Annotated in this window: 13 protein-coding genes and 3 pseudogenes; 6 read left to right on the top strand and 10 right to left on the bottom strand. The window is 63.5% G+C overall.

Going from position 1 to position 13,257, the window contains the following annotated elements; translation table 11 throughout:
* Positions 1–43: 43 nt before the first annotated feature.
* Positions 44–235, bottom strand: a complete 192-nt coding sequence (hemP, locus tag Q427_RS09890) for a hemin uptake protein HemP (RefSeq protein WP_043513433.1) — start codon at positions 233–235, stop codon at positions 44–46.
* Between the two features lie 187 nt (positions 236–422).
* Positions 423–1,087: pseudogene (locus Q427_RS09895) on the bottom strand (SDR family oxidoreductase).
* A 223-nt stretch (positions 1,088–1,310) separates the two neighbouring features.
* Between Q427_RS09895 and Q427_RS09900 the strand changes: the two are divergent.
* From Q427_RS09900 to Q427_RS09920, 5 genes are all read left to right on the top strand, one after another.
* Positions 1,311–2,726 carry a hypothetical protein gene (locus Q427_RS09900; protein WP_043513435.1) on the top strand — a complete coding sequence of 472 codons (1,416 nt, stop codon included), beginning with the start codon at positions 1,311–1,313 and terminating at the stop codon, positions 2,724–2,726.
* Positions 2,727–2,825: 99 nt separating this feature from the next.
* A complete protein-coding gene (locus Q427_RS09905; RefSeq protein ID WP_155833525.1) occupies positions 2,826–4,124 on the top strand; it encodes a Glu/Leu/Phe/Val family dehydrogenase in 1,299 nt (432 codons plus the stop codon).
* A gap of 86 nt (positions 4,125–4,210) precedes the next feature.
* The gene (locus Q427_RS09910) at positions 4,211–4,978 is read left to right on the top strand and encodes a pseudouridine synthase (protein WP_043513439.1); all 768 of its coding nucleotides are present in this window, start codon (positions 4,211–4,213) and stop codon (positions 4,976–4,978) included.
* A 22-nt stretch (positions 4,979–5,000) separates the two neighbouring features.
* On the top strand, positions 5,001–5,834 hold the full coding sequence (gene tcdA / locus Q427_RS09915) for a tRNA cyclic N6-threonylcarbamoyladenosine(37) synthase TcdA (protein ID WP_043513441.1): 834 nt from the start codon (positions 5,001–5,003) through the stop codon (positions 5,832–5,834).
* Positions 5,835–5,869: 35 nt separating this feature from the next.
* Positions 5,870–6,094, top strand: coding sequence for a DUF1653 domain-containing protein (locus Q427_RS09920; RefSeq protein WP_043513443.1), 225 nt, complete (start codon positions 5,870–5,872; stop codon positions 6,092–6,094).
* Between the two features lie 286 nt (positions 6,095–6,380).
* Here the strand turns inward: Q427_RS09920 and Q427_RS09925 are convergent, their stop codons facing one another.
* The 8 genes and pseudogenes from Q427_RS09925 to lptF form a co-directional block, all read right to left on the bottom strand.
* Positions 6,381–7,148, bottom strand: a complete 768-nt coding sequence (locus Q427_RS09925) for an ABC transporter permease (RefSeq protein WP_043513445.1) — start codon at positions 7,146–7,148, stop codon at positions 6,381–6,383.
* Between the two features lie 13 nt (positions 7,149–7,161).
* Positions 7,162–7,971, bottom strand: a complete 810-nt coding sequence (locus Q427_RS09930) for an ABC transporter ATP-binding protein (RefSeq protein WP_051496270.1) — start codon at positions 7,969–7,971, stop codon at positions 7,162–7,164.
* 4 nt (positions 7,972–7,975) lie between these two features.
* A complete protein-coding gene (locus Q427_RS09935) occupies positions 7,976–9,025 on the bottom strand; it encodes an ABC transporter substrate-binding protein (RefSeq protein WP_043513449.1) in 1,050 nt (349 codons plus the stop codon).
* A gap of 275 nt (positions 9,026–9,300) precedes the next feature.
* Positions 9,301–9,782 (bottom strand): annotated as a pseudogene (gene bfr / locus Q427_RS09940) (bacterioferritin).
* A 159-nt stretch (positions 9,783–9,941) separates the two neighbouring features.
* Positions 9,942–10,148 carry a (2Fe-2S)-binding protein gene (locus tag Q427_RS09945; RefSeq protein WP_043513451.1) on the bottom strand — a complete coding sequence of 69 codons (207 nt, stop codon included), beginning with the start codon at positions 10,146–10,148 and terminating at the stop codon, positions 9,942–9,944.
* A gap of 116 nt (positions 10,149–10,264) precedes the next feature.
* Positions 10,265–10,738 (bottom strand): RDD family protein, encoded by a 474-nt coding sequence (locus Q427_RS09950; protein WP_043513453.1) that lies wholly within the window; start codon positions 10,736–10,738, stop codon positions 10,265–10,267.
* A 6-nt stretch (positions 10,739–10,744) separates the two neighbouring features.
* A pseudogene (gene lptG, locus Q427_RS09955) lies at positions 10,745–11,806 on the bottom strand (LPS export ABC transporter permease LptG).
* Positions 11,806–12,885, bottom strand: coding sequence for an LPS export ABC transporter permease LptF (gene lptF / locus Q427_RS09960; RefSeq protein WP_081785931.1), 1,080 nt, complete (start codon positions 12,883–12,885; stop codon positions 11,806–11,808). The pseudogene lptG and the gene lptF overlap by 1 nt, the downstream one beginning before the upstream one ends.
* A 117-nt stretch (positions 12,886–13,002) precedes the next feature.
* On the opposite strand from lptF, the gene Q427_RS09965 reads away from it, so the two are divergent.
* Positions 13,003–13,257: M17 family peptidase N-terminal domain-containing protein (locus Q427_RS09965; RefSeq protein WP_043513455.1), on the top strand; the 255-nt coding region annotated here is incomplete at its 3' end.

Below are 13,257 nucleotides of genomic sequence, written 5' to 3' on the forward strand. Positions count from 1 at the left end.
GCGGCGTTGCCGCGGCCTGGCTGGCGGGGTATCAAACGGTATGTCAGGTGGTGAGGATCAGCTTGCCCAGGCGGGTACGGCGAAGCGTGTAGCGCCTCCCTTGGTGATGAATGACCAGCTCGTCGTTGGGCCCAAGCAGGTCGCGGCTGTTGATCTCTCTGCTCTTTTCGCGGCCATCGGTGTGAACCTCATGGCCCGGCGCCATGCCGCGGGGCGAACCGTCAAACGGGTGCATGCGACTCGATGCCTCTTGCTAATGATAACTATTATCACAAATAATCTAGCAGGTTACCCCTCCGGCCTCAAGTCACATGCACTATTCGTCCGACAGTTTCCCAGGCCTCGGTTCGCCCGTTCAGGCGGCACTGCAACCCTGGCGACCACCGCCACCCCTCGGCCGCCCTGCTGCCACCTGACGCAATTTACCAGGGCAGTGGCTCTCCGTTGCTGTGCCAGAAGGTGCCGGTGGCCTCCAGGGTCAGTGCCTCGATGCGCGCCGCGATGCCGGCGGCGGCCTCTTCCGGCGATATCAGGCCACCGAAGTTAACCATGCGGGTCTTCACGAAACCGGGGTGGAGCTGAATGACCGATATTCCTCGGGGCGCCAGGTCCATGGCCAACGACTTGCCGAAGGCGTTGAGCGCCGCCTTGGAGGCGCGGTAGCCGTAACGGCCGCCGGAGTCGTTATCGGCGATCGAGCCCATGCGACTGGTGATATTGGCAATCTTGCTGCCCTCCCCCAGGTTGTCGAGCAGCGCCTCGACGATCGCAAGGGGGGCGTAGGCGTTGATCTCCATCTGTTCGCGAATGGTGTCGAAGTTCAGCTCGCCAAGGGACTCGTCGCGCAGCAGGCCGGCATTGTTGATCAGCAGGTCGAGCCGCTGGCCTTTCATTTCCCCGGCGAGCCGGGCCACATCATCGGCACGGGTCACATCGATACCTTTCACCACCCGGCTGGCCACTTCATCCAGCTCGGCGGAAGTCTGGCGACAGACCCCGATTACCTGCCAGCCTTGCCATGATAGTGACGGGCCAGTGCCAGGCCGACACCGCGATTGGCACCGGTGATCAAGACGGTTGAAGACATGATGGCTCCTGTTGGTTGGTAAAGCGGTTGGTAGAACGGTTGGCTGGGATTTTCCCGCCATACTGAGAGGGTGGGGGTCACCGGACTCACTTCAACCGGCAGGTGCTCTCCCACTGCCTCTCAACGCTAGAAGCACCGTATAATGGTTACGCAATGTAATCGTCGCCCGTCCTTCCGGGCGTCACCCATCTAACGATGCTCGCCATCGAACAAGGATGCTTCCATGGCCAACCGTGCCACCCCCCTTTTCCTGATCGCCCTGGGCGGCGCAGCCGTCGGTTTGATCGTCGGCTGGCAATTGCCGGCTGCCGCCACTCCCACCGAAACGGCGGCTGACGATAGCGTCATGACCGCCTACGAGCTGATACAACTGGGCGAACGCCACCGTGGCGAGATCACCTCGCAGAGTGCTCTCAATGGCAAGGATGGCAGCCGCTTCAACCGCTTTGTGCTGCCGCTCGAAGAGGGTGCGCTGGTCGAGATCGAGCTCGGCGGGCCCCTGTTGGGAGCACTGTCGCTATATGACGCTGAAGAGCAGCTACTGGCATCCACCTACGCCCCCACTGCCTATTATGAGCCTGACCGGACACCGACGCTGCGCCGCCGCATCGACGAGAGCGGTGACTACACCCTGGTCGTGAGTGGTAACGACCAGCACAGCTATGGCCCCTTCAGCGTGTCCAGCCGCAGCATGGAGCTCACCATCAGCGACACCCTGAGTGTACCGTCAGGTGTCGATGGCTGGCTGCAAGATGGGCCGGATCACTACACCCTGACGGTTGAGGAGAGTGGGCTATACCAGATCGAAATGCGCTCCAGCGATGTGGATGCCTACCTGGTGCTGGAAGGCCCCCATGGCTACCACCGCGAAGACGATGATAGCGCCGGCAACCTGGATGCCCGCATCGCCGATTTTCTCGAACCGGGTGAATATCAGCTTACTGCCCGCAGTGCCTATGGCCAGGAAAGCGGCCTCTACACCCTCGCCGTCGAGCCCCATGAGCTCGCCGACGGAGCCTCCCTGCGCAACAGCGGCCAGCTGGCCATCGATGAGCCGCTGCATGGCTGGCTCAACGGCGATGCGCTGGAGTACCAACTGGCCCTCGAATCGCCTGCCTTGGTCACCATCGATATGCTCTCCGATGACTTCGATGCCTTTCTCGAGCTACGCGGCGAGGACGTCTTCACCAGCGACGACGACGGCGGAGAAGGGCTCAATGCGCGTATCCGCTACAACCTGAGGCCGGGCAGCTACACCGTTACCGCCCGTAGCCACAGCTTCAGCGGCAGCGGCCTGTTCGAACTCAAGGCCTCCGCAGTGGAGCTCGACGAGCTGCCCGAAGATGGCCAACTGGCCGTCGGCCAGTCCATCGAAGCCAGGCTCGAAGCGGGAGCCCGGGACGCCTACCTCTTTCACCTGGATGAAGCCGGCACCTACCGCCTGGACATGATGTCCAGAGAGCTGGACGCCTTCCTGGAACTGGAGGGAGAGGGAGTGTTTCTGAGCGATGACGATGGCGGCAACAATCTTGACGCTCGTATCGAGGCCCACCTGGAGCCTGGGGAATACCGCGCCGTCGCGCGCGCCTTCAACAACAGTGACATCGGCACCTATGTGCTGAGACTGAGCGCCGAATAGCCGCACGCGACAATGACGATTGCCTGAACCTCCTGGGAGACGGGTTGGCTGCTACGCTTTCTTGATATCGGCCACTAACCGCTCCAATGGAGGATGACGATGTCACGGCAAATGGATCATGCCAATCTCTTCGATGATGCCCGTTCGCGCCTGGAAGACGTCTTCGCCGCACTCGACGTACACGACGATGTCATCGAGCGCCTTATGCAGCCAGACCTGTCGCTACAGGTAAGCGTATCGGTGCGCATGGACGATGGGCGGCTGCGCGTCTTTCCAGGCTGGCGAGTGCACTATGACACCACTCTGGGTCCTGCCAAGGGTGGGATTCGCTTCCACCCCGACGTCGATCAGTTGGAGGTCACCACGCTGAGCTTCTGGATGGCGGTGAAGTGCGCCGTCGTCGACTTGCCCTATGGCGGAGGCAAGGGCGGGGTCAAGGTTGACCCCAAGCGGCTCTCCCGCCTAGAGCTGGAGCGGCTCGCCCGGGGCTACATTCGCGCCATTGCCGATGTGATGGGCCCCCGCCGTGACATCCCCGCGCCGGACGTGAATACCAACGCCACGGTGATGGGCTGGATGGCCGATGAGTACGACCATCTCGTACGCGGCAAGGAGCCTGCCGCCATTACCGGCAAGCCACCTGCCCTTGGCGGCTCTCATGGCCGGGTGACGGCCACCGGGCGCGGCGCCCTGCACGTGCTGGACCTGTGGGCCAAGCGTGAACAGCGCAAGCCGGAGGAGACCACGCTGGCCATCCAGGGCTTCGGCAACGCCGCCTACCATTTTGCCCGCCTGGCTCACGAACGAGGCTATCGCATCGTCGCCCTCTCCGACTCGGGTGGCGCCATCTGCAGCGAAGAAGGGCTGGATCCGGAACCGATCATGCAGCAGAAGACCAGGAACCAGCGGCTGCACGATCTCGTCTACTGCGACGATTCGGTCTGCATCGCCGAGGATGTCGAGCACCTCGACCGGGACGAGCTGTTGGCCCTGGATGTCGACGTACTGGTACTCGCCGCCCTCGAGGACCAGATTCGAGAAGACAATGTGGACCAGGTAAAGGCCAAGGCCCTGCTCGAGATCGCCAATGGGCCCGTTTCCAGCAAGGCCGAGGCGGCGCTCGTCGAGCGCGGCGTCCCGGTCCTGCCCGACGTGCTGGCCAATACCGGCGGCGTCATCGTCAGCTACTACGAGTGGGTGCAGAACCGCACCGGCGAGCGCTGGCCTGAGGAGACCGTCAACGGGCGACTGGCGGAACGGATCGAAAGCCAGGGCCGGCTGGTGCTGGAGCGGGCCGAGCAGGAGGCGACCTCCTACCGCCAGGCCGCCTATCGCCAGGGCATCGAGCGCATCGCCCACGGCATCCTTCAACGGGGCAACTGCCAGGATAGCGAATGACGGCATGGGCGGCGGTCCGGACATCGAGGTGACAACGCCCGGCAGGGCAGCGACAATGACGACCCCGTTCCACGAGCCAGGCTGACATGTCGGAAGCGTTGACGATTCTCCACCAGGACGCGCACCTGGTCGCCGTGCACAAGCCTGCGGGCCTGCTGGTGCACCGCACGGCCCTGGCCAGGGGCGAGCGCGAATTCCTGCTGCAGCGCCTGCGCGACCAGCTCGGCCAGCGGGTCTACCCGGTGCATCGCCTGGACCGCCCCACCTCAGGGGCGATGGTCTTCGCCCTGTCGACGGCCGCGGCAACCCGGCTGGCGGAGGCCTTTAGCGAGCGCCGGGTCGCCAAGCGCTACCTGGCGGTAGTTCGCGGTGTCGGCCCCGAGCATGAACGGCTCGACTATGCGCTGCGGGAGGAGGACGGCAGCCGCCCCAAGGCGGAAATGCCGGCCATGGAGGCGATGACCGACGTGAGGCGGCTCGACAGCGTCGAGTTGCCGGTGCAGGTGGACCGCTATCCACAGAGCCGCTACTCACTGATGCAGGCATCGCCCGTGACCGGGCGCCGCCACCAGATCCGCCGCCACCTGGCACAGCGGGGCTACCCCATCATCGGCGACGCCAAGCACGGCAAGGGCAACCACAACCGCTTCTTCAAGGAGCAGCTGGCGTGCCCGCGTCTGCTGCTGGCCGCCGTGGGCCTGACCTTCGATCATCCGTTCGAGCCGTATCGGCTGACCTTGAGCTGCGCACTGGACGCCCCCATGTCGGCCCTGTTCGAGCGCTTCGGCTGGGGCGGCCACCTGCCGGTGAACAACGCCAGCCGCAGCTACCTGCATCCCGAACCCACTGCCTGACCGGGAGTCCGAAACACCTATCATGACAGCCCCATTCTCGAGCCATGGCGACCCCGCCTCACAGCATGACCACGATCTCCGTTTCGGCGGCATCCGCCGGCTCTATGGCAGCCGTGCCGTCGAGCGCTTTCGCACCGCCCACGTGGTGGTGGTTGGCGTCGGCGGCGTGGGCAGTTGGGCGGTGGAGGCACTCGCCCGCTCGGGAATCGGCAAGCTTACGCTGATCGACCTGGACGACGTCTGTGTCTCCAACGTCAATCGCCAGCTACATGCCCTGGACGGCACCATCGGCCGCCCCAAGGTGGAGGTCCTGGCCGAGCGCTGCCGGGCGATACAGCCGGGTATCCAGGTAGTGGCGGATGCCGCCTTCGTCACTCCTGCCAACCTGGCCGAACGCATGCCCCAGGATGCCGACCATGTGGTGGACGCCATCGACAGCGTGCTGGCCAAGGCCGCCCTGATCGCCTGGTGCAAGCGGCGCAAGCTGCCTATCACGGTGACCGGCGCCGCCGGCGGCCAGACCGACCCGACCCGTATCCGCATAGCGGATCTGAGCCGTACCGAGCACGACCCCCTGCTGGCCAAGGTTCGCGCACGCCTGCGCCGTGACTTCGGCTTCTCGCGCAACCCCAAGCGCCGCTTCTCGGTGGAGTGCGTCTATTCCGACGAGCAACTGGTCTATCCGGGCAGCGATGGCGAGGTGTGCTTCCAGAAGCCGGGAACCGGCGAGTCGACGCGACTCGACTGCGCCTCGGGCTTCGGCGCCGCCACCTTCGTCACCGGCAGCTTCGGTTTCGCTGCCGTCTCGCGGGTGCTGGCCAGGCTCGCCCGACAAGCCGCCGCACCCGGCGAGTAACCCTTCCAACCCCGCCTCACTGCACGGAGCCCCCGATGACTACTCCCTACCCCGTTCCCGGCATCTACAGCCACTACAAGGGCAACCGCTACGAGGTGCTGGGCGTCGCCCATCACAGCGAAACCGAGGAACCCCTGGTGGTCTATCGCGCCCTCTACGGCGAATACGGCCTGTGGGTGCGGCCGCTAGCCATGTTCACCGAGACCGTCGAGGTGCAAGGGGAACCGGTGCCGCGCTTCGACCTCGAAAAGGCCTTCTAACCCTCCTTCCTAAGGAAGCGCTGCACAAATTGCCGAGCGAGATGAAGCGGCTAGATTCGTTCCCTACGAATCAACGCACTTCCCACATCCCTGTGGGTCGCAAGGCGCACGGAGCACAGAACCGAGCGAAGCGACAAACATCCGCAGGATGGCTCCGAAGGAGCGAGAAACCGAAGGTTTCGAGTCAACCGGAGCAAATGGGGTATATGTGAGGATCCGACGGTCCGACGCTTCGGCACCGCGCAACGCAGCGATTCACTCGTGTAGGCATTTGTGCAGTGCTTCCCTAGCGTTGGCCGCGGTGAGCCCACCCCGTCATCCGCTTCTCCAGCACCGCAAACAACTCATACATCACCATCGCCATGGCGCTGATCACGATAAGCCCGGCGAAGACCAGCCCCATGCGCATCTGCGAGCCGGCACTCATCATCAGGTAACCGATACCTTGATTGGAGGCCACCGTTTCGGACACCACGGTGCCGACGAAGGCCAGGGTGATGGCCACTTTCAGCGAGGCGAAGAAGTAAGGCAACGAGCGCGGCATGCCCACCTTGAGCAGTACGTCGAGACGCTTTGCCCCCAGCACCCGTAGCACGTCCTCCATTTCCGGCTCCAGGGTGGCAAGCCCGGTGGCCACGTTGACCACGATGGGGAAGAAGCAGATCAGAAAGGCGGTAAGGATCGCCGGTACCGAGCCGATGCCGAACCACACCACCAGGATCGGCACGAAGGCGACCTTGGGTATGGCGTTGAAACCCACCAGCAGCGGATAGCAGGCATGGTAGAGAAACTTCGACGAGCCGATGATGAAGCCCAGCAGCAGACCCACGGCCACCCCGATGCCAAAGCCCACCATGGTGGTCCAGAAGGTCTGCCAGGAGTGCATGCCGATGGGGCCGGCGTAGGTCACCAATGCCTGGGCCGTGGCCCAGGCACTGGGAAAGATAAACTCCGGTACGTCGAGCAGGCGTACCGTGGCTTCCCAGATCAGTACAAGGATCACCACCGCCGCCCAGGGTGCGATCCGCTGGCGGCTCTTGTCACTCAGTTGCATGTCTCGTCCTCGATCAGGTCCCGCGGATCTCGCCGATCTGCTTGCGCAGGCTCTGCACCAGGCCGGTGAACGGCTCCTCATAGGTGATCGCCAGTTCACGGGGGCGTGGCAGATCGATGGTGCGCCGCTCGATGATACGGCCCGGCCTCCGGCTCATCACGTAGACGGTATCGGCCAGGAAGGCCGCCTCGCGGAGGTCATGGGTCACCAGCACCACGGTGAAGCGCTGGGCTTCCCAGAGGTCGCGCAGCACGCACCAGAGCTCCTCGCGGGTGAAGGCGTCCAGGGCAGCGAAAGGCTCATCGAGCATCAGCAGCCGCGGGCGGTGGATCAGCGCCCGGCAGATCGACGCCCGCTGCTGCATGCCGCCGGAGAGCTGCCAGGGAAACTGGTCCTCGTAGCCCTCTAGACCCACGGTGCGCAGCAGGTCCCGGGCCCAACCGACAAACTCGGCCCGCCGCTTGCGGAATTGCGAGCGGTAGGGCTTGACGATCTCCAGCGGCAGCAGGACGTTGTCCAGGGTGGTACGCCAGGGCAGCAGATTGGCATTCTGGAAGGCCATGCCCGATATCTTCAGCGGACCACCCACCGGCGCGCCATCGACCCTCACCTGGCCGGCGGTGGGGCCGTGCAGCCCGGTACACAGCTTCATGAAGGTCGACTTGCCGCAGCCGCTGGGACCAACGAAGGCGACGAACTCCCCCTCCTCGATGGTCAGCGAGATGTCTTCGATGGCGTTGCCCGAATCATCATAGGCCAGGCTCACCTGATCGAAGGCGACGAAGGGTGCGTCGGCGGGTTGCTCCAGGGATGCTTCCGCCATGCCGCTACTCCGCCCGATCGGCAAAGATCATCCGTTCGTCCTGGGGAGGCAGGAAGCGCGAGGTAAAGACACGCTCTGTGTCGGGCACCGACGGCAGCTCATAGGCATCGGCCACCAGTTGAATGGCGTTGCGCAGACGCTCCTCGTCCACCGCACCGGCTCCGTTGGCACGGGCATCCTCGGTGTCGATCACGCTGTCGATGGCAAGCCTGAGGCGCCGTGTCTCCATCTCCCGGTCGATCAGCGAGTCGCGGTTGTGGACATAGTCGATGGCGCCATCCGGGTCGGCCAGGGTCTCCTCGAGGGCGCGATTGAAGGCGCGCAGGAAGCCCTCGACGGCTTCCGGATTCTCCTCGGAGAAGGCCTCGCTGGCGATGATCGCATTGCCATAGAGCGGCACCCCGTACTCCGGGAACGGCATGATGGTGAGCTCCTCCTCACCCATTCCTCGCCCTTCCAGATTGAGCAGGCTGGTGAAGTAGAACCCGGTGATCGCATCCACATCGCCGCGTACCAGCAGGGTTTCGCGCAGGGTCGGATCGACATTCTGCCACTCGACGTCGTCGGCATCGAGGTCGTTGGCCGCAGCGAAGATCCCCCAGGCCCGGTAGCCGGTATCGAAAGCCGGCGCGGCAATGGACTTGCCGGCGAGGTCCGCGGGAGACTCGATGTCGCGATCCTTGCGTGCGAAGACCGAGGCCGGGCTGCCGTCATACACCACATAGACCCCCTGGATGCCTGGTCCATCCGGATTCTCGGCAAGAAACTCCACCAGGGCGTTGAGATCGCCGAAGCCCATCTCGTAGGCGCCGGAGGCAACCCGGTTGATGGCGCCTGCAGAGCCGCTGCCGGAATCGATCTGGACATTGAGGCCCTCCTCGGCGAAATAGCCGCGCTCCACGGCCATCAGGAAGGGGGCGGAAGGGCCCTCGAAGCGCCAGTCGAGCTGGAAACGAATGCGGGTCTCGTCGGCCTGGGCCAGCGACGCCCCGACCAGTGTCAGGCCGAGTGCACCGACCAGCAGGCTGGTGGAGCGGGTAAGGTAATGATTCATCAAGGCTGCCTCGCGGGTTCTGGTTATGATTATTGTATGCAGTTTTCCTGCCAATATTCTTGGTACTGGCGAAGGCCCCTGCAGTGAGCGCACTCGCTGGCAGGAGCGGGCGGCAAGTACAACAGTCTGGTGCGGTATGTAACGATTTGCACACCCACATGCACCAGCGTAGATCATTGCCGGAGGTTGCCAAGTGTCACGGAGGCCATAAACGCCACCGGCGCCTCATGGGCGCGGTGTGGATCTATTGCAGGCTTCAGGCGAAGGCTGGCGGGTTACTCGTCGCCGGCTTCCTGCATCTGCTTGAGCAGGTAGTTTTCGATGCCCACCTTGTCGATCAGGCCGAGTTCGGTCTCGATGTGATCGATGTGGTCTTCCTCGTCGGCGAGGATATGACGGAAGAGGTCGCGGCTCACGTAGTCCTTGACCTGCTCGCAGTAAGCGATGGCGTCGATGTAGTCCTGGCGGCCTCATGCTCGATCTTCAGGTCGCTCTCGAGCATCTCACGCACATTTTCACCGATGTGCAGCTTGCCAAGATCCTGCAGGTTGGGTAGGCCCTCGAGAAACAGGATGCGCTCGATCAGCTTGTCGGCGTGGTTCATCTCCTCGATGGACTCGTCGTACTCCCACTTGGCCAGCGCCTTGAGACCCCAGTCCTTGTACATCTTGGCATGCAGGAAATACTGGTTGATGGCCACCAGCTCGTTGCCCAGAGCCTTGTTGAGGTATTCGATAACCTTGGCATCGCCTTTCATCACACTTCTCCAGTCTCGTCAGGATTCGGGGACTAGTCAGTATTAGCCACAATGACTAAAAAGTCCAACAGCGACAAGAGCTTGGAGAAAGGTCAACAATAATGATAGCGATTGGCATCGAAGCCGGAAGCGATGGCGCTCTACACGGGAATGTTCGGACTAGACGGCATAGGCCAGATCGGCTGCCGAAGCCGTCATTTCCGACCGAATGGCATCACTGGTGATGGCCTTGGCTACAGTGGCACACTTGCCACACTGGGTCGCGCAGCCGGTCTCGCCCTGCACCTCGCGCCAGCTCCGAGCCCCGTCTTCGACGGTGGCGCGGATCTTGTGGTCAGATACGCCCTTGCAAATGCATACGTACATTCCCATCACCTCTTTGATAGCCCATAGGTGCAATGTAAATGATTCGCATAGGCTATCGCAAGTGGAAATCGTGCATTTTTTGACCGATATCATATCCAGGCCCACGATAGCGGGATTCAGGTGGACTTGGGCACCACCACCACCCGGGTTCCGGAAGCGATATCGGACCAGCTGCGCTTCTGCTCGTCGAAGAGGATCCACAGGTAGCCAAGGCCAAAGGCCGCCAGCGACACCCAGGCCACCAGGAAGCGGACGAGGCTCTGGGTCCAGGTAATGGAAAACCCGTCGTCAGTCTGCACGCGCAATCGCCAGGCCTGCATCCCCAGGGTCATGCCGCCGCGTGTCCAGAAGAAGGCAAAGAAGGCGTAGGCACTCAACACCAGAGCCAGCCGCAGGGAGAGCACCTGGCCCAGGCCGTCCCCCACTGCCTCAGGTGGCAGCTCCAGCACCAGCCGAACCCAGGCCAGGTGAGCGGTGGTAATACCGATCCAGATGGCCAGCACCAGCAGCCCGTCATACACCATGGCACCCAGCCGTTTGCCCAGGCCGGCCGGCCACACCTCATCGAGTTGTTCGAAACGTCGTCGCATAGACTCCTAGCCCGTTCGTCGCAGGAAATAGAACCCCAGAGCTGCACTGATCAGTTGGTGCCAGTACCGCCCATATCGGCGAAAAGCCGAATACCGTGGACGCAGGCGCCAGCAGATCCTGCAGATACTTGAAGCAGAGCCCGGTCACCACGCCGTAGAAGACCCGCGTCCCGGCGGCAACGGTGCGCAGGGGACCGAAGACGAAGGAGGCTGCCACCAGCACCAGCGACGCCATGGTCAGCGGCATCAGCATCTTCTGCCAGAAATAGAGCAGTGGCTGCGTGGCCTGCAACCCCTGGTTCTGAAGGAAACGGGCATAGGCCCAGAGCTCACTGGGCGCCTGGCTGTTGATGGGGCGCAGCAGCCGGTTGAGCTGGGCCGGCGTCAGACTGGTCTCCCAGCCTGCTCATCCAGGTGTTCGGCCTCGGTGCGCCCCGCCTCGAAGCGGGTCGTCGCCACGTCCTGGAGCACCCAGGCACCATCATGCCACACGGCACGCTCGGCCACGGTGGCCTCGCGCAGCTCATGGCCCTCGAAGCGGTAGCGGGTCAGGTCGACCACGGTATCGTCGGCGCGAATGGCGCCGAAGCGATAGACGCTGTCACCCTCACGCTGCCAGCCGCCGCGCTGCATCACCACGGCGCCCTCGCCCTGCATCTGCTCCAGCCGCCAGGCGCTGGCGAACTGCTCGGTGCGCGGGCTGACGTACTCGGCCACGATCAATACTACCGCCACCACCAGGATGATCGGTTTCATGACGCCCCAGAGTATCCGGGTCAGTGAGCGGCCCGCGGCACGCATCACCGTCAGCTCGTTGCTCGATGCCATGCTGCCCAGGCCGATAAGGGCACCGATCAACACCCCAACCGGGGCGTATTGATAGAAACGCCAGGGCAGTCGCATGATCAAGTAGAGGAGAACCTGGAAGGCGCCATAGTTGCCTTCTACATCGTCCAGGTCATTGATGTAGGAAATCACCAGGTCAAGGCCCAGCAGCACCACCTGGACCACGAGGATGGCGCCCAGCACATTGCGCGCAATATAGCGATCGAGACGATCCGTTACCATCAGCGCATCCCCTTCTTCTGGGCACGCACCATCATGCCCAGGCCGAGGGCCAGGAAGGCGGCGTGAATGGGCCACATGCCTATCGCCGCTGGCAACGAGCCACGCCCGATGGCATCCAGTGCCGCCAGCAGCAGGCTCAGGTAACAGACATGCAGGAAAATGGCCGGCAACAGCTTGGCGAAGCGTCCCTGGCGCGGATTGACCCGGGACAGCGGCATCGCCATCAAGGTCAGGATGAAGACCATCGCCGGCAGGGAGAGCCGCCACTGCAGCTGTGCCTTGGCCTGGTTGGAATCATCGCTCACCAGTTCCCTGGTAGTGGCGTAATCGGGCGACGCCAGCTCACGTCGGTCGCCACCCAGCGCCAGCCGCACGGCATAGATCTCGAACTCCAGGCGCTCGGCCTCGAACCGCCCCGGGTCGACGCTGTAGCGCTCGCCGTCGGCCAGCACCAGGAACCGGCTGCCGGTCTCCTCGTCCACTGTCTGGTAGCCGCTTGCCGCCCGTGTCACGGCACGCTCGGGCGTGCCGTCTCGCCTGCGCTGGCTCTCGCTGATAAAGACCTCCTGCATGCGGCTGCCATCGTCGCTGAAGGACTCGGTATAGGCGGTACGTCCGCCGCCGAAGTCCTGGAAGCGGCCCGGTGCCAGGGCGGTAAAGTCCAGCCTGCTGCGCTGATCCTCCAGCATCACGGCATTGTGCAGCGCACCGGCAGGGGTCAGCCACAGGCTGCACAACCCCACCAGCACCGCGACCAGGGTCGCCGGTACCAGGCTGACCTGCAGCAGCCGCGCAGGGCTGGTACCGCAAGCGACCAGCACGGTGATCTCGCTGTTCAGGTAGAGCTGCCCATAAGCGAGCAGTATGCCGAGAAAGAACGCCAGCGGCAGGATCAGCTCGAGAAAACCCGGCAGATGGAACAGCATGAGGTTGCCAAGAATGCTGGCGGGAATGTCTCCCTCCGCCGCATCGGCAAAATAGCGGATAAAGCGGCTACCCATGATGACCAGCAGCAGGACACCGGCAACCGCGGCCATCGTCAGTAGAATCTCGCGGGTCAGGTAACGAAAAATGATCATGCAGCCGTCTTCCATGCAATGGCGCCATGCCTTGAGTACACTGGGGTGACTCGGCAATGGCCTGGAGCCGTGCCGGCATTATCCAGAATCCCCCTTCGCTTGTCTTGTGGAGTCACAATGGAATTCCCAGTTCAGACGGCTAATCCCGCCAAGGCTGAAACGGCCTGCCTCGTGGTACCGGTGTTCAAGGACGGCGACCTGCTGCCCACCGCCGCCAAGCTCGACGATGCCAGCGAGCGGTTGATCGGGCAGCTGATCGAGCGCGGAGACTTCGATGCCAAGCCGGGCAGCGTCCAGCTGGTGCCATTTGCCCCAGGCCTGGGCGCCGACCGCCTGATGCTGGTGGGTCTGGGCGAGCGCAACAAGTGCCAC

Source organism: Halomonas sp. BC04 (genome assembly GCF_000568385.1).

Coding starts and splice junctions, on each gene's coding strand:
- hemP (WP_043513433.1), bottom strand. CDS start 235: ATGCACCCGTTTGACGGTTCGCCCCGCGGCATGGCGCCGGGCCATGAG.
- Q427_RS09900 (WP_043513435.1), top strand. CDS start 1,311: ATGGCCAACCGTGCCACCCCCCTTTTCCTGATCGCCCTGGGCGGCGCA.
- Q427_RS09905 (WP_155833525.1), top strand. CDS start 2,826: ATGTCACGGCAAATGGATCATGCCAATCTCTTCGATGATGCCCGTTCG.
- Q427_RS09910 (WP_043513439.1), top strand. CDS start 4,211: ATGTCGGAAGCGTTGACGATTCTCCACCAGGACGCGCACCTGGTCGCC.
- tcdA (WP_043513441.1), top strand. CDS start 5,001: ATGACAGCCCCATTCTCGAGCCATGGCGACCCCGCCTCACAGCATGAC.
- Q427_RS09920 (WP_043513443.1), top strand. CDS start 5,870: ATGACTACTCCCTACCCCGTTCCCGGCATCTACAGCCACTACAAGGGC.
- Q427_RS09925 (WP_043513445.1), bottom strand. CDS start 7,148: ATGCAACTGAGTGACAAGAGCCGCCAGCGGATCGCACCCTGGGCGGCG.
- Q427_RS09930 (WP_051496270.1), bottom strand. CDS start 7,971: ATGGCGGAAGCATCCCTGGAGCAACCCGCCGACGCACCCTTCGTCGCC.
- Q427_RS09935 (WP_043513449.1), bottom strand. CDS start 9,025: ATGAATCATTACCTTACCCGCTCCACCAGCCTGCTGGTCGGTGCACTC.
- Q427_RS09945 (WP_043513451.1), bottom strand. CDS start 10,148: ATGTACGTATGCATTTGCAAGGGCGTATCTGACCACAAGATCCGCGCC.
- Q427_RS09950 (WP_043513453.1), bottom strand. CDS start 10,738: ATGCGACGACGTTTCGAACAACTCGATGAGGTGTGGCCGGCCGGCCTG.
- lptF (WP_081785931.1), bottom strand. CDS start 12,885: ATGATCATTTTTCGTTACCTGACCCGCGAGATTCTACTGACGATGGCC.